Annotated in this window: 20 protein-coding genes; 10 read left to right on the forward strand and 10 right to left on the reverse strand. The window is 34.6% G+C overall.

What is annotated here, in order from left to right; all coding sequences use genetic code 11:
- Nucleotides 1–3 precede the first annotated feature (3 nt).
- The 9 genes from ffh (at nt 4) to HAV12_RS04690 (ending at nt 9,521) form a co-directional block, all read left to right on the forward strand.
- On the forward strand, nt 4–1,356 hold the full coding sequence (gene ffh, locus HAV12_RS04650; RefSeq protein ID WP_171568685.1) for a signal recognition particle protein: 1,353 nt from the start codon (nt 4–6) through the stop codon (nt 1,354–1,356).
- 129 nt (nt 1,357–1,485) lie between these two features.
- Entirely contained in the window at nt 1,486–2,373 is an 888-nt protein-coding gene (locus HAV12_RS04655; protein ID WP_171568686.1) for a bifunctional 5,10-methylenetetrahydrofolate dehydrogenase/5,10-methenyltetrahydrofolate cyclohydrolase, read from the forward strand.
- A gap of 217 nt (nt 2,374–2,590) precedes the next feature.
- Nucleotides 2,591–3,517, forward strand: coding sequence for a magnesium transporter CorA family protein (locus HAV12_RS04660; RefSeq protein ID WP_171568687.1), 927 nt, complete (start codon nt 2,591–2,593; stop codon nt 3,515–3,517).
- 300 nt (nt 3,518–3,817) lie between these two features.
- The gene (locus HAV12_RS04665; RefSeq protein ID WP_171568688.1) at nt 3,818–4,432 is read left to right on the forward strand and encodes a hypothetical protein; all 615 of its coding nucleotides are present in this window, start codon (nt 3,818–3,820) and stop codon (nt 4,430–4,432) included.
- Nucleotides 4,433–4,436: 4 nt separating this feature from the next.
- Nucleotides 4,437–4,727, forward strand: coding sequence for a transcriptional regulator (locus HAV12_RS04670; protein WP_127338408.1), 291 nt, complete (start codon nt 4,437–4,439; stop codon nt 4,725–4,727).
- Between the two features lie 59 nt (nt 4,728–4,786).
- A complete protein-coding gene (locus HAV12_RS04675; RefSeq protein WP_171568689.1) occupies nt 4,787–6,175 on the forward strand; it encodes a DUF4173 domain-containing protein in 1,389 nt (462 codons plus the stop codon).
- A 270-nt stretch (nt 6,176–6,445) separates the two neighbouring features.
- Entirely contained in the window at nt 6,446–6,928 is a 483-nt protein-coding gene (locus tag HAV12_RS04680; RefSeq protein WP_171568690.1) for a hypothetical protein, read from the forward strand.
- Between the two features lie 312 nt (nt 6,929–7,240).
- Entirely contained in the window at nt 7,241–8,782 is a 1,542-nt protein-coding gene (locus HAV12_RS04685) for a tetratricopeptide repeat-containing sensor histidine kinase (protein ID WP_240345233.1), read from the forward strand.
- Nucleotides 8,775–9,521 (forward strand): LytTR family DNA-binding domain-containing protein, encoded by a 747-nt coding sequence (locus HAV12_RS04690; protein ID WP_171568692.1) that lies wholly within the window; start codon nt 8,775–8,777, stop codon nt 9,519–9,521. Before HAV12_RS04685 ends, HAV12_RS04690 begins: the two co-directional genes overlap by 8 nt.
- Before the next feature lie 30 nt (nt 9,522–9,551).
- On the opposite strand, the gene rluF is transcribed toward HAV12_RS04690, so the two are convergent.
- From rluF to HAV12_RS04705, 4 genes are all read right to left on the reverse strand, one after another.
- The gene (rluF, locus tag HAV12_RS04695) at nt 9,552–10,364 is read right to left on the reverse strand and encodes a 23S rRNA pseudouridine(2604) synthase RluF (RefSeq protein ID WP_171568693.1); all 813 of its coding nucleotides are present in this window, start codon (nt 10,362–10,364) and stop codon (nt 9,552–9,554) included.
- Between the two features lie 132 nt (nt 10,365–10,496).
- A complete protein-coding gene (locus tag HAV12_RS23045; protein WP_370528495.1) occupies nt 10,497–10,691 on the reverse strand; it encodes an antibiotic biosynthesis monooxygenase in 195 nt (64 codons plus the stop codon).
- Nucleotides 10,692–10,823: 132 nt separating this feature from the next.
- Entirely contained in the window at nt 10,824–11,168 is a 345-nt protein-coding gene (locus tag HAV12_RS04700) for an antibiotic biosynthesis monooxygenase (protein ID WP_171568694.1), read from the reverse strand.
- Complete coding sequence (locus HAV12_RS04705) at nt 11,165–12,334, reverse strand: cytochrome P450 (RefSeq protein ID WP_171568695.1); 1,170 nt, start codon at nt 12,332–12,334, stop codon at nt 11,165–11,167. The genes HAV12_RS04700 and HAV12_RS04705 overlap by 4 nt, the downstream gene beginning before the upstream one ends.
- 77 nt (nt 12,335–12,411) lie before the next feature.
- On the opposite strand from HAV12_RS04705, the gene HAV12_RS04710 reads away from it, so the two are divergent.
- Entirely contained in the window at nt 12,412–13,089 is a 678-nt protein-coding gene (locus tag HAV12_RS04710; protein ID WP_171568696.1) for a helix-turn-helix transcriptional regulator, read from the forward strand.
- Nucleotides 13,090–13,174: 85 nt separating this feature from the next.
- Here the strand turns inward: HAV12_RS04710 and HAV12_RS04715 are convergent, their stop codons facing one another.
- From HAV12_RS04715 to HAV12_RS04740, 6 genes are all read right to left on the reverse strand, one after another.
- Nucleotides 13,175–14,035, reverse strand: coding sequence for an alpha/beta fold hydrolase (locus HAV12_RS04715; protein ID WP_171568697.1), 861 nt, complete (start codon nt 14,033–14,035; stop codon nt 13,175–13,177).
- 187 nt (nt 14,036–14,222) lie between these two features.
- On the reverse strand, nt 14,223–15,002 hold the full coding sequence (locus HAV12_RS04720; protein WP_132036477.1) for a zinc ribbon domain-containing protein: 780 nt from the start codon (nt 15,000–15,002) through the stop codon (nt 14,223–14,225).
- 3 nt (nt 15,003–15,005) lie between these two features.
- The gene (locus tag HAV12_RS04725; RefSeq protein WP_171568698.1) at nt 15,006–16,100 is read right to left on the reverse strand and encodes a Nif3-like dinuclear metal center hexameric protein; all 1,095 of its coding nucleotides are present in this window, start codon (nt 16,098–16,100) and stop codon (nt 15,006–15,008) included.
- A gap of 84 nt (nt 16,101–16,184) precedes the next feature.
- Nucleotides 16,185–19,037 carry a lantibiotic dehydratase gene (locus HAV12_RS04730; protein WP_171568699.1) on the reverse strand — a complete coding sequence of 951 codons (2,853 nt, stop codon included), beginning with the start codon at nt 19,035–19,037 and terminating at the stop codon, nt 16,185–16,187.
- A 70-nt stretch (nt 19,038–19,107) separates the two neighbouring features.
- Complete coding sequence (locus HAV12_RS04735; RefSeq protein WP_171568700.1) at nt 19,108–20,262, reverse strand: lanthionine synthetase LanC family protein; 1,155 nt, start codon at nt 20,260–20,262, stop codon at nt 19,108–19,110.
- Nucleotides 20,263–20,285: 23 nt separating this feature from the next.
- A complete protein-coding gene (locus tag HAV12_RS04740; protein ID WP_171568701.1) occupies nt 20,286–22,772 on the reverse strand; it encodes an erythromycin esterase family protein in 2,487 nt (828 codons plus the stop codon).
- Nucleotides 22,773–22,866: the final 94 nt, after the last annotated feature.

A 22,866-nucleotide genomic window follows, 5' to 3' on the forward strand; every position in this document is an offset into this window, starting at 1 on the left:
AATATGTTTGATAATTTAAGTGATAAGTTAGATAAAGCGTTCCATATACTAAAAGGACACGGGAAAATTACAGAAGTAAACGTTGCCGATACCTTAAAAGAAGTTCGTCGTGCCTTATTGGATGCCGATGTTAACTTTAAAATTGCAAAAGATTTTACGACCAAAGTAAAAGAAAAAGCAATAGGTCAGGACGTTTTAACCACACTTCAGCCAGGTCAGTTATTAGTAAAGTTAGTGAAAGATGAACTAACGGAATTAATGGGTGGCGATGTTGCCGGAATTAATCTTTCCGGGAATCCGAGTATTATTTTAATGTCAGGTTTACAAGGTTCCGGTAAAACGACTTTCTCCGGAAAACTGGCTAACTTTTTAAAGACAAAGAAAAACAAAAAACCACTTTTAGTAGCCTGTGATATCTACCGTCCTGCGGCGATCAACCAGTTGCACGTTGTGGGAGACCAAATAGGGGTTGAGGTATACTCAGAACCGGAAAATAAAAATCCTGTCGAAATTGCTCAAAATGCAATTAAACATGCTAAGGCAAACGGTTTTAACGTAGTTATTGTCGATACAGCCGGACGTTTGGCAGTAGATAAGGAAATGATGGATGAAATTGCCCGCGTTCATAAAGCAATTGAGCCTCAGGAAACCTTGTTTGTTGTGGATGCTATGACAGGACAAGATGCTGTAAACACGGCAAAAGCTTTCAACGATATCCTGAACTTTGACGGAGTTATTTTAACAAAATTAGATGGTGATACCCGTGGTGGAGCTGCCATTTCGATTAAATCGGTTGTAAACAAACCAATCAAATTTGTAGGTACGGGAGAGAAAATGGAAGCAATTGATGTTTTCTATCCGGATCGTATGGCCGAACGTATCTTAGGTATGGGTGACGTTGTGTCGCTTGTTGAAAGAGCACAGGAACAATTTGATGAAGAAGAAGCCAGAAAACTTCAAAAGAAAATCGCTAAAAACGAATTTGGTTTTGATGATTTCCTGACACAGATTCAGCAAGTTAAAAAAATGGGTAACATGAAAGACCTGGTTGGAATGATTCCGGGTGCTTCAAAAGCCATGAAAGATGTTGAAATCGAAGACGATGCTTTCAAACATATCGAAGCGATCATTCATTCAATGACTCCAATCGAAAGAAGTAAACCTTCCATAATCGATGTGAAAAGAAAAGCCAGAATCGCAAAAGGTTCCGGAACGAAAGTCGAGCAGGTAAATCAGTTGATGAAGCAGTTTGACCAAATGAGCAAGATGATGAAAATGATGCAGGGTCCGGGCGGAAAAAACCTGATGAAAATGATGGGAGGCATGAAAGGAATGCCAGGCGGAATGCCGAGATAAATAAAATAAAAGTTTCAAGTTTCAGGTTTCAGGTTTTGAGACTGAAATTTGAAACTTTTTTAATTCAATAAATATTAAGTTTTGTTTAACTTGAAACTTTAAACCTGAAACAAAAAAATAACAAAAACAATGCAACTACTAGACGGTAAAAAAACAGCTGAAGACATCAAAAACGAAATTGCAGCCGAAGTTCAATCGATTAAAGAAGCCGGAGGAAAAGTACCCCATTTGGCAGCAGTAATCGTAGGAAGTAACGGAGCAAGTTTGACTTACGTGGGAAGTAAAGTGAAATCCTGCCAGCAAATTGGCTTTGATTCCACTTTAGTAGCTTTACCTGAGGATATTACCGAAGCAGATTTATTGGCGAAAATTGCAGCCTTGAATGAAGATGATAACCTTGACGGATATATCGTTCAGTTGCCTTTACCAAAACACATCGACGAGCAAAAAATCCTACTGGCAATTGATCCCGATAAAGATGTAGACGGATTTCACCCGACAAACTTTGGCAGAATGGCGCTTGAAATGGAAAGCTTTATTCCGGCAACACCATTTGGGATTATGGAATTGTTAGAGCGTTATAAAGTAGAAACTGCAGGAAAACATACAGTAGTGATTGGAAGAAGCCATATCGTAGGACGCCCGATGAGTATCTTAATGAGCCGTAAAGGAAATCCTGGTGATTCAACCGTTACGCTGACACATAGCCGAACTAAAAACTTAGCAGAATTTACTAAAAATGCCGATATTATCATTACCGCTTTAGGAGTTCCTGAATTTTTAAAAGGCGATATGGTAAAAGACGGAGTGGTAATCATTGATGTTGGAATTACCCGTGTAGAGGATGCATCAAATGCAAAAGGTTATGTCATAAAAGGCGATGTTGATTTTGATGAAGTAAGCAAAAAAGCATCCTTTATTACACCTGTTCCGGGTGGAGTAGGACCAATGACTATTGCAATGTTGTTGAAAAATACACTTTTAGCACGCAAAATGAGAAGCGCAAAAAACAAGTAATTCTTTCGAAATATAATACAAAGCCCGTTCCCTGAGCGGGCTTTGTCGTTTTTAATATATAATTAATACTTTAAAGTTTCGGGTCTGAAAAATAAAAGATACTTTTGCACCACTTAAAAAACACTTCTCCAAATGGACGATTATGATTCGTTAGTATTAAATTAAAAGCAGCTTTTGAAAATTTCAAAATGCTGTGATAACACCCTGTATTTTTGAAATGAAAGCCTTTTACACAAACAACAACGGATTACTGGAAATCTCAAAATGGAGTCCAAACTGCTGGATTAACATTGAAAAACCATCAGAAGCAGAAAAAAAATACGTTTTGGAAGAACTTCAGATTCCCGAAGCATTTTACAACGATATTGAAGATATTGACGAAAGACCCCGTATCGAAATCGAAGACGGCTGGACCTTAATCATTATGCGCGTTCCCATTAAAAGCGACGACGTTAAACTGCCTTTTCAAACCATCCCGCTTGGTGTCATTTTTAAAGACGATATCTGCATAACCATTACTTTTTATAAAACAGAAATCATCACCGATTTTGTATTATACTCACAACGCAAAAATATTGAAATCAAAGACAATCCGGATTTGGTTTTAAGATTGTTGTTATCGTCAAGCGTGTGGTATTTAAAATACTTAAAACAAGTCAACCAAAAAATAAAACTTGCCGAAGATAATCTGGAGAAATCCATTAAAAATGAAGAATTGCAGGCCTTGCTTCAAATCGAAAAATGTCTGGTCTTTTTCATCACTTCCTTAAAAGCAAACGACGTTTTATTTCAACGCATCAAAAACTTAAAAGCGCATAAAGCAGACTATGATTTAGATTTACTCGAAGACGTCGAAATCGAATTAAGTCAGGCGCAGGACACGGCCAATATCTATAGTAACATTCTGACCGGAATGATGGATGCCTACGCCTCGGTGATTTCAAACAATATGAATAATATAATGAAACAGATGACCTCTATTTCCATTATCTTAATGATTCCTACGCTAATCGCCAGTTTGTATGGGATGAACGTTCCGAATGGTTTGGAAGAAAGCAAATACGGAATCTGGATTCTTCTTTTCGTATCGATAATTTTATCTGTTTTTGGCGTGTTTTTATTCAAACGCAGAAGATGGTTCTGATAAAATTATCAATCTTACACACAAAGCCCGTTCAATAGAATGGGCTTTGCTGTTTTATAACTTGGGCGTGACCGTATTTGTAAAAGGCGCTCCAATCTTGCCGTATATTCGCGCCTTTTGCAAATACGGTCGGGCTATCCGCGCTACTTCGGTAGCGTGCTCCTATCCCTCACGCAACTTCAGGTTCCAGACGACTCTCTCTTAAGAAAAGCTTACAGTTTTCGGGATGGTAAATAAAAGCACATTTTTGTTTGTCAATTCAAAATAAAATATAACTTTGCAGTACAAAGTACTTTAATTATGAATCAGAAGCACCAAGAAGATTTATCGCATATTCGTTCCATGATGGAGCGCTCTTCAAGATTTATATCCTTAAGCGGACTTTCAGGAGTTTTTGCCGGACTTTCAGCTTTAATCGGAGGATTATATGTTTACCAGTTGTTTAAAGTCAATGGAGTGGAATATTTTGACGGTGAGTATAAATTGTATTCGGTTACTCTGGTTTCAGAACTTATCTACACCGGAATCGTAATTTTAATATGTGCTTTAACCTTTGGAATATTCTTTACGCTTCGTAAAAGCAAAAAATACAATCTGCCCATCTGGACCACAGCGACCAAAAAGATGTTGTTTAACCTCGCAGTTCCGTTACTGGCAGGAGCTGTTTTTTGTCTGGCACTTGTTTATCACGAAATCTATGTTTTAGTAGCTCCGGCCACTTTAATTTTTTACGGTTTAGCCCTGGTAAATGCAGAAAAATATACTTTTTCGGACGTCAGGTATTTGGGTTTTTCTGAATTGATTCTGGGATTTATCTCCCTGTTTTGTTTAGGATATGGCTTGTTTTTTTGGATTTTTGGATTTGGTGTTTTGCATATCCTGTACGGATTAGTGATGTTCAAAAAATACAAGTAAACCAATGGGAATCATTGATAAATTAAATAAAGATTTCGAAAGCCGCGTCAGATTAGGTATCATGTCTATTCTGATTGTGAACGAGTGGATTGACTTCACTGAAATGAAAACGCTTTTGAACATCACCGATGGTAATTTGGCAAGTCATTCCTCCGCGCTTGAGAAAGCGCAATATATTGAAGTTAAAAAAGAATTTGTCGGTAAAAAGCCCAAAACCTCTTACAGGGTGACAGATCTTGGCCGCGCTGCTTTTAAGGAGCATTTAAACAGTCTTGAAAAATTAATGAAATTCTAATAACGCTATTTTTTTATCTAATTACTTTGAAATACAAAGTACTTTTAAATTTTTAAATCATGAAAAAAATCCATTTTATCTTAGTCTGCAGTATTCTTTTTATACCGCTTTTTTACAAGGAGTCAGTAGGAGTCAATCTCGCTATTTTTGGTTTGGTGCTAACCGGTTTAATCTGTTATTACTTTCAGGATCGGTTTACAGACCGTTCCCATTTGGTTTTGGTGATTACATCGGTGCTTTCCTGTCTTGCTTTTGCCTGGTACGGGGATTTTGCTTCTTTTTTAGCCTTGGCTATGTCTGTCCTTTTTTTGCAGTTTAAAACGCAGGAAACAAAACTAAAAATGATTCAGGTTTTTCCGCTTGTGTTTTTAAACGCATTTACTTCATTAGGACGTGTTTTCATGTTTAGCCAATGGCTTCCTCAAAGGAAAATCAGTAATAATTTTGCCAAGAAACTGATTGCTTATGTGCTTATTCCGGCCGCATTCCTAATGTTGTTTTTTGTGGTGTATTCTTTTGGAAGCGACCATTTTTCTTCACTTTTCACCGATTACCGATTAGATATTGATATGGTGCAGATCCTTCTGATTAGTATACTGGGATTTTATATTTCCTTTTCTTTCTGGAATTATTGGGTTCCCGATGTATGTTACGATAAAAATCCGATGTTAGATAATGATTTTGATACTGAAGCCCCGGTCAGCAATCAAAATACATTCTCCTTTCTTGATTTGGATTTCGAAAGAAAAAGCGGGGAAATCACTTTGTTACTTTTAAATGTTATGCTTTTGATTTTTATCGCGACCTATAATTACGAACAGTTTTTTGAAGTAATTAAAACCTCTCAGTTAAGTGCCGCAACGCACGAGAGAGTAAATTCGGTTATTTTCTCTATCCTGATGGCTGTTGGAGTAATCTTATTCTATTTTAAAGGAGGATTTAATTTTGATGAAAAAGCAGTAAACCTGAAAAGACTGGCTAAATTATGGCTGCTGTTAAACGGAATTTTGATCGTAAGTACCATTATTAAAAACTCAGAATATGTTTCATTTTTCGGGTTGACTTATAAAAGACTGGGCGTATATGCTTTTCTGATCCTGGCGATCATTGGATTAGTGTATGCCTTTTTAAAAATCAAAAATCAAAAAACCAATGCGTATCTTTTCAACCAGATGGTCTGGTATTTTTACGGAACCGTTCTTTTATGCAGTTTTGTCAATTGGGGAAATTTGATTACGACCTATAATATTTCGGTAAACAAAGGAGTAGAGCCAAGGTTCTTGAGTGATTTAAACTTTAATGATGAAGCCCGAAGAGCCTATTTTTCACTCCACCATCTGGATACCTTATTTGTTGATGATCCCAGAGAAGGAGAAATTCAGAGGTATCAGGAAGCACCTTTTTTATCTAAGGCCTTGTACTATGAATTTATAAGTACGAAAAAATAATTTTTAGAAATCCCATTCTGTTTTTGAATGGGATTTTTTTTAATCTAAAAATGAAGTGTAATTCTTCTAATAGATTGTATTTACTGCGTTTTTTATAAAAGTGACTAATAAGTAATTGTTAATTAATATACTTATTATAAGGGCATAAAAGTTATTAAGAAAATCTTTACTATATTTGATTTCTGAAAAAAAGACCTTTTTATGTTTATTAATTCAATTATTTCTTAAAAACATAAAAAAACAATAAAATTTAACCCAAAAACAAATACCATGGAAAAAATTACCCTAGTAGAACCTGGCCAAGAAATTTACCCACCAGGAATGATTATCAAAGAACCAGCAGAATATCTTAAAAGAGGAAAAGTTTCATTTCCTGATAAATTTACAAAAGATCTTTTTTCTCCAGTTGTGGAGGCCTACTATCTGGATAATAAACTGAGTGTTAGAGCCGTAATTTTTGTAACTCATGAAGAATCAAAAAATTTGAAACTTAGTGTTTACCAAAATTGTTACATTAGTATAGATGGGAAAGCACAACTTCAATTTTTTATTTCCTATAATATAAAAGGGACGGAAGGACAGGATTTTCACATCTATGAAGTTAGCTTTGATGCTAATGAAATTCCATATGAAGGAGGACTGGAAAGTATAGATAAAATCCAGACTTTTCTCTGGGATATTGACCCAATAACCTCAAGAGGAACAGAAACTGTAGTTTTACCAGGAACCGGAACCGGGGTTGGTCATCCTTAAATGTAATTTTTGAAACTGAAAAAATCCTATAAATATTTTTTATTTATAGGATTTAACTCTTATTTATTTACCTCAATTTACACTTTGAAATATAATTTTTTAGAAAATATAATGACTAAAATCAAATTATACATTGTTTCAATATTATTTCTAAATTCTTTTTTTCTCTTCTCTCAGGATAGATTACACAATGATAAATTACTTGCTATTGAAATAAAAGCGATAGCTGCAAAATTTAAGGAAGAGCATAATTTTAATAAAGCGCAAAATTTTTTTACAGAAAAAAATTGGGATTCAACCTTGGTTTATTCCATGAAAGAGTTAAGTCTTACTAAAAACGCTGAACTTAAAAATTATTGCTATTATTTTAGAGGAGTTAGTTTTAAGCAAAAAAAGTTATTTAAGGAAGCAAAAAAAGAATTTAATCTGGTGCCTGCTAATTTTCGGCATTCTTATAAGGTTAAAATTAATTTAGGTGAAATTGCGCTGGAGCAAAGTGATTTTAAAATGGCTTTACACTATTTTCAGGAAATTGAAAAGCTTCCTGTAAGCACATCTTACAATATTTACAGAAGCAGCCTTTTGCACAATATAGGATTGTGTTATTTACATCTTGCTAAATTTGATAAATCGGAAGAATATTTGTTTAAAGGTTCAAAATTGCTGGAGAAGGAAAAAGACACTTTGATGCTTATTAGCTCCTATATAGACATAGCAAATTTGTATTATACGCAATATAAAGATAGTCAGGCAATTCCTTATTTTGAAAAAGCATATCATTTATCCAAAAAAGCAAATTCTTTCAATCTAAAAAAGACTGCAGCCTTAAATATGGCAGTAGTAGAGGAAAACAGAAAAAACTTTCCTCTGGCATTAACGTACAGAAAAGAACTAGAAGCCTGGAAAGATTCCTTAAACGACCAAAATAAAGTCTGGGCAATTGCTGATCTCGAAAAGAAATTTGCCGTAAAACAAAAACAAAAAGAAGTAGACGTTCTTGCAGCTGAGAATAAAGTAAAAATAGCCGAAAGAAACGGGTTTCTTATTTCATCTGTTTTATTGTTGATTTTGTTTGGAACCGGCGTTTATTTTTACCGGCAAAAAATAAAAAACAACAAGATAATCTTAGCGCAGAAAAACGAACTTGACGAATTAAATGCGACTAAAGATAAATTGTTTTCTATTGTTAGCCACGATTTGCGATCTTCAGTAAATGCCCTGAAAGTCAGTAACGGAAAACTGATAGAGAATCTGGAAAATAAAAATTTCACAGAACTCGATGTCCTGCTTCACAATAACAGTACAATTGCCAATGGTGCCTATAATCTGTTGGATAATTTGCTGAATTGGGCTTTGCTGCAAACCCAGCAGGCTTATTTTTATCAGGAATCATTGCATCTGGCGACAATTGTACAGCATGTAGAGTACAATTATAAGCCGTTGATGTTAAATAAAAATATTGATTTTAAAAATGATGTCGCATCTTCAGATTATGTATTTGCCGATCTGGATTCGCTTAAAATAATCATTCGGAATTTTCTGGATAATGCAATTAAATTCTCTAATGAAGACGGAACGATTTCGATTTACACACGTCCCGCATCAGAAGATTTTTGTTATTTAGTGATTGAAGATACCGGATTAGGAATGAGTAAAGCGACCAGAGAAGAATTACTAAAAGAGACTATTCTGCTTTCTAAAAAGAAAAATGACGATATTATTGGAACAGGTCTGGGAATGCAGTTGTGCAAAAGCATGATTCATAAAAACGGTGGAAAACTGGATATAGAAAGCGAAGAAAATAGCGGGACTAAAATAATTATTGCATTACAAAAGTTTAAAAATCATGGATAATATTAATGTACTTATTATCGAGGACACTGCTGCCGAAAGCAATGCACTTGTAAAAGTACTTACCGAAAATAATTACACTATTGTTGGTATTGCAACCAATTACAATGAAGCACTGACCTTGTTTTATAATAATGTAATTGATATTGTAGTGATTGATGTTTTTCTGGATGGAAAACCGGACGGAATTACTTTTGCAGAAACCATAACGATTGTTCCCAATGGACTGAAACCTTTTGTTTTTTTAACCAGTTCTAAAGATCGTCAGATTTTTGAAAGGGCTAAACTGACCAAACCTTTTAGTTTCCTTTTAAAACCGTTTAATGAACTCGAAATTTTGTATGCGCTGGAAATGGCAGTCGAGAAATTCTACGGGCAAACCAATGTTTTTCACAGTGAAGATCAGAATGCCGTAATCAGTAATGATTCTCTTTTTATCAAAAAAAATAAAGCTTTAAAGAAAGTTCGAATTGAAGATATTGTTTACATCGAAGTCGAAGACCGATACTGTAACATCATAACCGATGTTGAGAAATTTGTAATTCTGATTTCGTTAACTAAAATTATCCAGCTTTTAGATTCTACCAAATTTTTTCAGACCCACCGCAACTATATCGTAAATGCGACGAAAATCGAAGAAATAATTGTAAATGATAATCTGGTTATTTTAAAAGGGAATCATAAAGTAACCCTGAGTGATAAATACAAAGACTTTGTGAAAAACTTCAGGATTTTGAAATAACTATTTTTATAAAAAGAAAAAAGGAGATTACTAATAATCTCCTTTTTTCTTAAATCTTGGATCGTGTTCTGAAATAAATTCAGTTCTTCGTTTTGGCGCTTCCGCTTTCGGTAAGCTTGCTTCTTCCGTTTTACTGGAGGGCTCAATTAAAAGATTTAATTCCGTAATCTCATCATCAGTCAGATCACGATAGCGGCCTACAGGCACATCCAGTGAAATATTGATAATTCGGATACGTTTCAAAGCTGTTACATCATAACCCAAATATTCTGTCATTCTACGAATCTGACGGTTTAGACCTTGTGTCAGAATGATTTTGAACGTGTATTTACTAATTTGTTCTACTTTACACTTTCTGGTAACCGTATCCAGAATCGGAACACCATTTCCCATTCGCTCTATGAACCGGTCCGTAATAGGTTTGTTTACCGTTACCGTATACTCTTTTTCGTGGTTGTTTCTGGCGCGTAAAATCTTATTAACGATATCACCATCATTTGTCATAAAAATTAATCCTTCACTGGCTTTATCCAATCTTCCGATTGGAAAAATACGTTTCGGGTAATTGATATAATCAACAATATTATTTCTCACCTCTAAATTAGTAGTACACTCGATTCCAACCGGTTTGTTGAAAGCCAGATACACTAATTTTTCGTGTTTTTCAACGATTAATTTTCCGTCTATACGTACTTCATCATGCGATGAAACTTTCGTTCCCATTTCAGGTACAACTCCATTTATTGTGACACGCCCTTCTTCGATAAGTTTATCGGCTTCACGACGGGAACAATAACCGGTTTCCCCAATAAATTTATTAAGACGTTTTAAATTCTCTTCCATACTGCAAAAGTAGTCAAAATTTAGATTTGTTAGATCTTTAGACTTCTTAGATCTTTAGATTTTTGGACTTCTTAGATTTTAGCTCAAAACAGAATCTTTGTCCCTTTGCACCTTTGTCTCTTTGCACCTTACTTAATCATGAAAATCAGAACTGTCTTTCGGCACTTCTTTGCGATCGAACATCCCATAATCGCGAACAACCGTTGCAATCCTCAAATGATACTCTTTGAACACTTTGTCACGTCCTTTGGCTTGTGCCGATCGGTGCAGTTCAAGATTTCTCCATTGTAAGATGCTTTCCTCGTTTTTCCAGAAAGATAAAGACAGGACTTTTTCGGGATTGTTAAAAACTCTGAAATCAAAATTAGATTTGTTAGATCTTTAGATTTTTGGACTTCTTAGATTTTAGCTCAAAACAGAATCTTTGTCCCTCTGCACCTTTGTCTCTTTGCACCTTACTTAATCATGAAAATCAGAACTGTCTTTCGGCACTTCTTTGCGATCGAACATCCCATAATCGCGAACAACCGTTGCAATCCTCAAATGATACTCTTTGAACACTTCCTCACGTCCTTTGGCTTGTGCCGATCGGTGCAGTTCAAGATTTCTCCATTGTAAGATGCTTTCCTCGTCTTTCCAAAAAGATAAAGACAGGACTTTTTCAGGATCGTTAAAACTCTGAAATCTTTCAATCGAAATAAACCCGTCTATGTGATCTAGTTCAGGTCTTAGATTCGCTGCAAGGTCTAGATATTCTTCTTTTCTTCCTTCGTTTGGGATGACTTCAAAAATTACGGCTATCATATTGTTTGGTTTAAATTATAAAGTGAAATCCAGATTGCTTTGGGTAATCGGGCATTTATCAGCGGTTCGTGTGCTATTTCATTCCCCGAAAGTACAATATTGAAGCTGCTGAACAAATAGTACAAAGCTTCGGTTGTAATACTAACAGAGAAATGTTTGGCCAAACACGTATGTCCTCCGGTTCCGAAAGTCAGATGTTCGTGATTGTTATTTCTTTCGATATCAAAATTTACGGCATTTGTAAATTGCTGCGGATCACGATTTGCTGCCGCAAGCACAATTAAAATTGGATCGTTCTTTTTGATGATGATCTTATTTAACTGAATGTCTTTCGTTGCTAAGCGCCTGGTATTGTGAATGGGCGGATCAAATCGCAATGTTTCAAGAACCATTTTTTGTATCCGGTCTTTATCCATTTTATTTTTAGAAGAATTTTCTCCTGAAAGTATTTGTATTAGTGAATTACTTAAAAGCCCTCTGCCCGCATCATAACTTTGGATAAGCAATCCGATTAGATTGCTTACGCCAATGGAAATCGTCTCTTCCACTGAAATATTGTAAGGGACCGAAATTTTATCAATCAGCGTTTTATAAAAAGGAAGCGTTGAAAGTTGTCTTTCTGCAATCAAATAGATTTCTTCGGACACTTTATTGATTAATCCGATTTCTTCTGCTGTTTTATGGGGTTGCATTATTTTTACAAGCTGCGCTATTTTTTCACAGATAAAATGAGTGTCTTTTTTATTAAAATCAAAACTTTTTAAAATAGTCAAAATGGGTAATTTTTTGCAGACCAAATCCACCCAGTTTATTTGATTCTGAATTACTTCTTTTGGAAGCAATTCTTCTAAAATAGTGTTGATTCCAACCGTTTTCATGGATGAAAAAAGTACGACGGCAGTTTCTCTTGTGATTTCATGCTGAATTCCGTTGGACAATCGGGCGAGATTAGTGCTGATTATCGAAGCATATTTATTAAGAGTATTGTCGGACGAAAAAGCAGGAATATGTGCAGCGGGATGATTTAATATTTCCGTACAGGCTTCATAAGAATAAAGGCCCCAGATTTTATTGGTTTCATCCCAGTAAACAGGATTCTCTGCTATCATTTTCTGATATAGAGAATAGGGATTTTTGACTTCGGACTGTAGAAATAAAGTGGACATGGTGCAATTGTTTTTGACAAAGTTATTTAACTTTACGATGTAATACTTCAGTACAGATTTAACTATGATTGCATAAGATGGAAGATCAGTTTATAAAGATAGCTTCGCTAATTGGAGACCCGGTCAGGGCAATCATCATGTGGACTTTACTTGACGGTAAAGCTTTTACGGCGACTGAACTGGCGATTACCGTTTCTACCTCACCGCAAAATATCAGCATGCATCTGGCTAAACTATTGGATGCGGGTTTGCTCTGTGTAGAAAAACAAGGGCGTCATAAATATTACAGATTTTCGAATAAGGAAGTGGCGTATGCAATTGAAGCAATGGCAAGTTTGATTCCGCCTGCAATTCCACAGAAGAAGTATCCTGAAAAAAATTCGCCCATAAAACACTGCCGGACTTGTTATGATCATCTGGCGGGGAAAATTGGTGTTGCAGTTGCCGAAAGTTTACTGGAACAAAATATTATCCTGGATTCTGATGCTAAATTTGAAGTAAGTCCGGAAGGAGTAAAGTGGTTTTCTGATTTCGGAATTAATCTCGAAGATTTAAAAAAACAAAGGCGATTATTCCTCAAGCCCTGTTTGGACTGGAGCGAAAGAAAAAATCACATCGCCGGTTCAATCGGCGCTTCCTTATTAGATAAAATGATTGCTGATGACTGGCTAAGAAGAACAAAGGATTCGAGAGCCATACAAATTACCGGAAAAGGAGAAAAAGAGCTTTTCAGGTATTTTAAAATTGTTGTTTGAAATGAGAGAATGAGAGAATGAGAGATGTGCGGTTCAGTGAGAAACCTTTGAACCTTTGCATCTTTGAACCTTTATATCTCTAAACCTAAGAAGCCTGTTCAGAAAACAAGAACTCCATCACTTTCTGATACAATTCATCATCGTGCATTCCGTGTCCTAAACCTTTGGTTTCTATAAACTGACTGTTTTTCCAATTACTGACGATTTTTTTTCCTTCTTCAAAAGCAACTATCTTGTCTGTAGTATCGTGGGCCACTAATCCCGGGATATTAAATTCCGAAGCAAATTTCTTTCCTGAAAAATCTTCCAGTTTAAAGTTGAAACGATCTGCAAAACGGCTTTCCAAAAGAGAAAACATTCTGGTATTTAAACTCAGCATTGAAATGTAATTATCGATAAGAGTCTTCAGATCGGAAGGCGCACCCAGAATTACCATTTTGGTAATGCTTGTGTTTGGAAATAAATACTGATGGTAAACGCATGCAGCGCCACCAATAGAATGGCCAATGATTATGGTTGGCTGGTATTTTTCTACTGCTTTATTAATGAATTCAGCATAAAGGGGAACATTAAATTCTTTACCGCTGCTTTGCCCGTGAGCGGGAGCATCAATAGCAATAATCGTGCTTCCTGATTGCTGAAGATGAGGCAGGGTTTTCTTCCAGCGTGAGGCATTGCTTTCCCAACCGTGAACGAGTAAGATTTTAGTTTCATTTCCTTTCCAGATATAGGTTTGAAAATGATGCTCGTTATGGTGAAACGTTTCTGTTTCCGTGTTCTTTAATATTTTGGGTAATTTTTCTTTGTCTAATCGTCCAATCCTTGGCTGGCTAAATAAGGCGTAAGAAAGTGCAAGAGCTTTTTGCGGGCGAACATAACTCAGGAAGTTAATGTATGATCCGACCGATTTTAATGTAATAAAACGAATTCCTTTTTTAAGTCCCAAAACGTATTTTTTTTTTAAAGGTAAAAAAATGATTGGTAAACCGGGTAAAAAATGTTTTGCCACAGATTAAAAAGATTAGCGCAGATTGAAAATCACTTATGTAGTGAGATGTAAATTTTTTATAATCTTTAATCTGTGGCAAAAATAAGTTGTAAATAAAAAGTCCCGATCAGATCGGGACAGTTATTTAGAATTTAGAGAACAATTGTTCCATTTTTTCTTTTTCTTCTTCAGCCAGTGCGCTGTCAACTAAAATTCTTCCGGAGTGCTCATCAGTGATGATTTTCTTTCTGGAAGCAATTTCTACCTGAGTTTGTGGAGGAATAGTGAAGAATGACCCTGCAGATGCACCTCTTTCGATAGATACAACAGCTAAACCATTACGAACACTAGTTCTGATTCTTGTATAAGCAGCTAATAAACGGTCTTCAATTAATGCTGAAAACTCTGCAGATTTCTCAGATAAGAAGATTTCTTCTTTTTGAGTTTCTGCCATAATTGCATCCAGTTCTGATTTTTTATGTTTTAAATGAGAACTTTTTGAATCTAGTTTTTCTTTTAAAGTAGCAATAACTTCTTTTTTGTGCTCTATAGAAGCTTTCATTTCTTTGATTTGCTTTTCAGCCAATTGAATTTCTAATTCCTGAAACTCAACCTCTTTAGTCAAAGAATTAAATTCTCTGTTATTACGAACTGATTCTTGTTGTTTTGTGTATTTTTTGATAACCTCTTTGTGCTCATCAATTGCATTTTTTCTTGCTTTGATAAGATCCTCAACTACTTCAAGTTCACTTTTCAATTTCTCTGAACGCGTGCTTAAGCCTGCAACTTCATCTTCTAAATCTTCAACTTCTAACGGAAGTTCTCCTCTTACGTTTCTGATTTCGTCAATTCGGGTGTCAATAAGCTGTAAATCGTATATTGCTCTTAACTTGTCCTCAACACTTAATTCTTTCGTATTCGCCATATTCTATAAGTACTTAACTGGATTTGTATTTTCTTCTGCTAAAATGATGGCAAAATTAAGGATTTTTTTTTGAAGATAATCAACAATATAGTTTTTTGTATAGCGTTCACTCTCAAAATGACCAATATCGGCTAAAAGTAATCGGTTTTCGGCTTCGTAAAATTGATGGTATTTTAAATCTGCGGTCAAAAAAGCATCTGCTCCGGCCTGAATGGCATTTTTTATGGCAAAACTTCCCGAACCTCCCAAAACGGCTACTTTTTTTATTCTTTTTCCGGTAAAAGCAGAATGACGAATTCCATCGGCAATCATTTTATCTTTTACAAAATATAAAAAGTCTTTCTCCTCCATTTCAGTTTCAAACTCACCAATCATTCCTAACCCGATATTCTGATGCGAATTTTGCAGGGTGTAAATTTCATAAGCAACTTCTTCGTACAGATGATTGGCAAAAAGGGCTTTCAGGATTTTAGATTGTAAATGTTTTTCGAAAACAACTTCAATTTTTATTTCGGTTCCGGTATGTAATTTTCCTCTTTCTCCTATAACAGGATTACTGTCTTCATTTCCTTTAAAAGTAAAAAAACCTTCCGTATTAAAACTGCAATTATCATAATTTCCTATAGTTCCTGCACCAGCCTCAAACAGGGCATTTCGAACTTTTTCAGAATTATCAGGAGTGGTATAAGTCACTAATTTCTGAATGAAGTTCTCTTTTGGAATCAATATTTTCGTGTTTACTAAACCCAATGCATCACAGAATATTTTATTAACGCCTGCCGAATGATTGTCTAAAGCAGTATGAATGGCATAAATGGCAATATCGTTTTTGATCGCTTTCAGGATCGCACGCTCCACATAATTCTTGCCTGTTATCTTTTTAATTCCGGAGAATAAAATCGGGTGAAAACAAACCACCAGATTGCAATTTTTAGTAATAGCTTCGTCTATAATAGCTTCTAAAGCATCATGACAAACTAAAACGCCAGTACTTTCCGCTTCATCATCGCCAACAAGAAGTCCTACATTATCAAAATCTTCGGCATAAGCCAAAGGAGCCATTTCCTCCAGAACTGTTACTATTTCTTTGATTTTCATGCGTATCTCAAAAAGTTAAGGGTGAAGAACAAAAGTACTCCAAATTTTATACTATTACAATGAAAGCCATTGGATGGCCTACTATTAATTGGGTTTTCCCGTGAATTTTAGTTTGTTAAAATAAAGTCTTGCCCAGTAATAGCTTTTAAATTCATTGTAACGCTGCTCTTTGTCATACAGTCTGTTCATGCTCATATGAATCAGGTCTCCGGCATAATTGGATCTGATTAAACCACTTTTTCCTAAATGCTCTTTAAGCGCTGACTTCAGATCAGGAATATGGAGGAAGTTTGCATAGTCTAAATTTTCCAGGTCTTTTCTAATGGCTGTGAATTTTTGATTGAGTTCTTTTCTTAAATCCGAAGACAGGACAAATTCAATAGAAAAACTTTCAATATTCGCATCGCAGAGCAGTATCATTTCTTCTAGTGAAAAATCAAAGAGAGCGTAATAGTATTGTATTTTTAATATGGAATAACAGGCTGTTTCCTCGTCATTGGGCTCGTTTTTGATAATATTGGCTATGGTGTCAAAACTATCTTCGCTAAAAACAGATTCGGTTACTTTCATCAATTCTTTTCCACCATATCTGTAGACCTCTTGTTCGTAGGGTAAGATTTTATAAGTACGAATTAAATTGCTGTTTTTTAGTTTGTTAATTTGGGTTGTGATATATTCCTTTATTTCTTTAGATGCTGTGTTGAATCTGACTCTTAAATGATTTTCAGGATAATCATATCTTACAAAGAAGAATTGCTCTATTGCTTCTTTGGATAAAATAGTGTCATAAAGAATATTGAGGATATCATTTTGTGCATAAGGATTACAATACAGATCAAAATACAGCCAATTTGACAACAGTGGAATGTTTTCAGTTTCCGAATCAGGAGTTTCCGGAATTTTGAAAGTGTTTTTTAGGGCTGTGAACTCCGTATTTTTAACGCTGGCCACAAATTCGTGTGCATAATGTTTGTTTTCACTTGCTATTGCAGGTAAAAATGATTCATATAGTGATTCTGAAACATAAACGGTATTGGTTGTTTTAAATTTAGAGAACAAAATTTTCAGGTGATCATCATTCTCAATATCGATAATGATTTCTCCTTTTTTATCTGTCAGGGAAACTCTTTTAGAAAAATCATTTTTTTTAACGCTTTCAAACACTGCTTTTTTGAATTCATCAATGGTATAGTTATCGTTTACCAGTAAAAGCTGCGCCGGATAAAGTAAAATACCGTCTTCGAGATAAATTCTGGGAACATAGGGCAGTATTATGTTTTTGTAATAGTTTAAATTGAAATTGACATGGTGAATTTCATTGTTTTGCGATTGTAAATCTGCCAAAAAACGATAGGCTTCGGAATCTGATAGCCCATAATTTAGGGCTGAGGTTACTCTGGGAATTATTTCTTTCTGATGTTTTTTGGAGGCCAGAATAAAGCCCGACCCGTTGAAACGTGCATACAGGTCCGATAAGAAAATTGGATTTGAATTTTCAAAATGAATGGTGTTGACAGGAATGTTATAATCGTAATATTGATGAGAAGAAATAATATTGGAAGCTCTTGGTTTAGCAATCATGTTTACTTCGGCAACGATTTTATCACCATGAATTTCTTTCTCAAAATCAGCAATATCCTGGCATACGGACTCTGAAACATAATTGAATCTGGATAATAAATTTATGGAAGAGGTTCCCGTGACGCACTTACAATAGACTATTTCTTTTCCGGTAACTTTACAATGCAGTAATTCAAAAACGACATTAAATGTAGCGGGCAACTGATTTTTATTGTTTTCGGTAGTCTTTGTATTCGAAAGATATACTTCTTTGGAGCTTGCCGTTAAAAGCTTTGTCATTATATCGGAATGCAGTTTGCTTTCAGTGTTTAATCCAATGGTACTGTATTTTAATCCGGAATAGGGATTGAAAACTTTGCTTAACGGAATAAAACCATCGCTGAAACTATGATAAAATTTGTTGCCAAATTCAAGTATCGAATTCGTAATCGGGGTATGATTGCTATTGTACGCGACATTAAATTCTATATATTTTAATAATTTTTTCTGTAGGGCAGCGTCCAGAAGATCTGATTCTTTTTCAAATAGTGAAATGGAATGTGAATACGTACTTTGAATTTCCTTCTCGGACAAATAAAGATCCTGTTCTTCAATATAATTTTTGGAAAAATGCTCAAAATCCTCTTTTGCCTCTAATTTATGAATGTTCTGCTCTATCAGTTTAGATGGAATAGGATGTTCGTATATTGTTTTACTATAAGGATTAAAGGTTACATCGCTGATAATAAGACCGGCATTGATGATCTCCAATAAAAAATCATCTATTTCGGTTAATGAAAAATCATCTTTAAGTAAATCATTCGTCACATCCTGAATGTTTGTGCCGTTTGCAAATCTGTTGAGTAGCCATTGAATGTCTTCGTCGTAGTCTATCTCCACATATTTTGTTTCGTAAGATCCGTTTGTTGATTTCTGAGATTTATAATAACTTATTTTCTCCGGACTTAAAAAGTGAATGGAAGGATTTGTAAAATAAGTATATTTTTTCCAGTCTTGTGTATGCAGGAGGGTAATTTTTTCAGCAATATATAAATTATCGAAATCAACTTTAAGCGCTAAACTTTTTGACTTTGACAGTGAAGTTCGGTCACTCCATTCTACAGAACCCACACTGGTAAAAAGACCAAAGGGAATCGGATTAAAATGAGCTCTTGAAAAATATTTGTTCAGGGCGAGATTTGTTTTATCCGATTTATTTTTTTTTACATCATTATACAAACTTCTTGAAGCGAATAAAATAGACAACTGAAATAAATCATTTTTAAAAAAAAAGCTCGAAATAGCTTTGTTGTTTTCCGTATAAGATTCAACAGGAAAGGAGACAACCCTTTTGATAACAGTATTAAAAAACTTCATTTTAAATTTTTAGTTTAGCTATGGAAAATAGCGTTGACAGATTGTTTATGAATTTGGAGCGACCGGAACCTTAATATAAATTTAAACACTCGACCCAATCAGATGGAATCTTGTTTTCTATGGTCAATAAAGTAAGCCCTAAGCCTGCGGCACCGTTTAGAATATTGGTTTCGGCTACATACTGATTTATAAAAAAGCTTTTAAATTCTGTAAAATCACGGGTTTGCTTTTTTAGGTTTTCATACCAGATCGTTATGGTATCTGAGTATGAAACATTAGTTTTTTTGGAGGCTAAATAATATTGTAAAATCAGGCCGGAAGAACCATGACAAAGCGCAAAGTCATTTACCAAAGATTCTTCCACGGTTATATTTTTTGTTGCATTTATAAGCGAATTTCCGTCTTCTTTCAGACTTGTGTTCTTTAAAAACGACCCTGAATTAAGAATTGCATTTGCGATTCCTAAATCTCCCTGACACCAACCCAGCCGTGCTTTGGTAACAGAAGCATTGCTTATTAAAATCTGACCGGGATAAAACTGTTTGGATTCTTCGTCGAAAGTCTTATACGTATTCATAAAACCAATTGTTTTGGTTATCGCCTCATGAATAGCAGGATGAACTTCGGGCAGGTTGGTCTGTAAGTAAATCAGGAAATTTAAAGTTCCGGATATACCATGCGCCAAACCGAAATAATACATTTTTTGGTCTGGTTTTTCTGAATCACTTGAAAAGAGAAGTTCCGGATTGTTATTTATTTTTTCTATTAAAGTATTGCAGAATTCCGTTAAAATAGTTTCTATACTTTTTTCTTTTTTAGCTTTGTATCTTTCGATAAAGTACAAGGCAATTCCAAATCCTCCGTGCAGAAAATCATAATAGTTTTTAGCCGCCTCTTCGAATAAACTTTCAGCCAATATCGCATCTAACGCTTCAAAATAGTCATCTTCAATTTCGAGGTTTTTATTTTTTATTTTTGCTAGAACCCATCCATAGCCAGCTATTCCTGAGCACAAAGAGGGATTGTAACTTTCTTCGGAAATTAAATCACCTATCTTGTCAATTACTGAAAATAATTTATTCTGATACTCTTCGTTTGATTCCATTTCTATCAGGTAATTATAAAATAAAGCAATACCAGAGAGACCGTCAAGAACGCCAATTCTCTTTTCTGCATCAACCGACTTCCAGATTTGTTCTTCTATTTTTAAAATTATAGGATCCATTTTTTTGTTTTGTTGAGATTTGGTTAGTAGCAAACGTCGAAAATGATTTTTTCATCCGGAAGGATAAAGCTATTATTTTTCCAATATTCTGAATTTTCCTGAACAGGATTATTCAGGTTGATTTTTAAAAGCGGACGATTAAGTTTTTGACTGTTTACGGTCTTAACCTCTGTTGACATTAAGTTGCTTACATTGTACGTGTTATATAAAAAAGAATTGTCAGCTGTCGAGGTGATAATTGATTTGTCTGTTACATTAAGATAATTTATAAAATACTTCCCCTCAGATAATTTGTAGGTGATTATAATTCTATGATTCATCTGAGCAGTTTTACCAGCCTGACTTTTGATTTCGAAAGGTTCTCTCGCTACACAATGTTCGTATTTTAATACAGCAAATGTTTGAGTGTCAATATATAAAAATCCGGATGATTTTTTTGGTGCCGGATAACCATAACCTGTTGAATAGGTATCAGGGGCGTTATTCTGAAAACTTATTTTATAGACTTTCTGATCATTATAAGGTACAATGCCTTCTTTTTTTAGTGTATAAGAAGCAGTTTTATAAAGCACATTAGATTTACTAAGGACAAGGTCCCGATCAAACAGGAAAGCAAAAGTACTCATGCCGCTGTATTTGTTTTTTGAAGAATTCTGAACGATTTCACGCGTTTGCAGTATTTCTCCATACATTTTTTCATCGGGCGTATTAACGCCTTTCATTCCTGTTGCATTATAAGTAGCGATAACGGACTCATCATGCGAAATAATCTCATTGTTTTTAATCACCTGATTGCGAAAAAAGAAGGTTTGATTGTAAGGGCTTTGATAATAATTAAGTTCGATATTGCTTTGCGCCTTTGCTACTATTTCTGCAGCAGTTAATGGTTTCAAATCTGATTTTACCACTACTTCATCTAAATTGATTCCTTGAAAATTATATGATTTTAACTTAATTTTGACCTGATGTTTATTTTTGTCAGTTAAGTTTTTGATGGTGATAGTGTCGGAAATATATCCGAAAGCCGATACAACTATTTTATCATTAAAATTTTCTTTTTCAATGATAAAAGAAAATACACCGTCTTTATTGGCAAGAATACTTTTGTGTGCCTTAAGTGTTGAAATATCGGCATTTGGTATTACGCGGTTGTTTTTATAATCATTTATTTTACCATTTATAACAAACACATCTTTTTTAGTATCTGAATGAATTTCTTCTTCAAATAATCTTGTTTCGGGCTGGTATGATTTTTTAAGGAATAAAAAACCGTCAAAAATAGTATTCCATTTTGCTTTTATCGGAATATTTCCAAACGCAGAGCAGTAATAAGAGTTGGTGTCTTTTTTATCAAATTCAAAAAAAGTCTTACTATAACCGTTGTTTACATGTTGTTGTTCGATACTGTTTTCGGGAGGAGTAAGAATAGGGAATGTTTTATCTTCCACACGTCCGTATTGTCCTTCATAAGAAGAAAATGCAATGCTGTAAATCTGGTCTTTAAAATAATCTTTTAAAAAGCCGCCCATTGGTAATCCGCCTTCAAGAAGTTTTACCCCTTCTCTGGGAATATAGTCTGTAAAACCGGTAGTTTTCAATTCAATATTCGCTTGTTTTTGTAAATAGCTTTCTGTTAGTTCAGTAAATTCCGTTTCCTTGATATTCTTCGAAAAATGATAAGAGGCGCCCCAGCAAATCATTTTTTCATTGGGGTAAATTTCAGAAAGGGAGATTAAATTTTTAGCCATTTGTTCGTCTCTTGGATTTTGAACGGCAATTTTTTGTTTTTGCAATTGCATGACTTCAAAATCTACATCAGAAATTTTACTGGTAAAAACTTGTTTAATGATTTTTTCGTGAAGTGTAGGATTTTTTATGTTTTGAAGTGAATTTACCACAAGATCAAAATCCTGATATAAAGCAAGAGAATCATTTTTGTTGGCTGCAATGTTCTCTAAATCTCTGAAAATAAATGCTTTTTCTATTCTTGTCAAACTGTTTTTGGCAATAGTGATTTTTCTGCTCTGAATCACTTGGTTTAAGTCATTCATAAAGTGATTGGTAAACAGCAATCCTTCCTGACTGTCAAATCCTAAAATTTTTATAGTATCTTTCTGTTTGGCCCGATCTTCAATATAAAGTAATAGATTCTGAAATGATTTGGTGTCAGACCATAGGTCTAAAATACTTTGGTCAAATATAGCGACAGACGCTTTTCTTTTAGAATATTCCTCAAATGCTTTGTACTGATCGTAGAGTCCGCTTTCAAAAACAATCGTGTTGTATTTTTGTTTTTCATGCAGGTATTTTATGAGGTTTACTTTTTCGTCAAAAGTAGCGCCATCGCCATGAGATTGTTCTCCTAATAAAACAATTTTTTTATCTTTAAGTTTAGCAGCCAGAAAAGAATAGTCATCGTTATTAATTGTTGAATATTCGCCGGGTATTGTTTTTTGTGAAAAAGTAAAATTTATCAATAAAATAAAAGAGAAAGTAAAAAAAAATTTCATGACCGTATTTGTTTTTCTAATCAGGATTCACTCGATTATACTTGTTTAAAAGAATAAAAGCTAAAGGCTATCTTTTAATGGATAGCCCTTATTT

Origin of the sequence: Flavobacterium sp. CLA17 (assembly GCF_013112255.2) — a bacterium.
GTDB classification, from domain to species: Bacteria; Bacteroidota; Bacteroidia; order Flavobacteriales; family Flavobacteriaceae; genus Flavobacterium; species Flavobacterium circumlabens.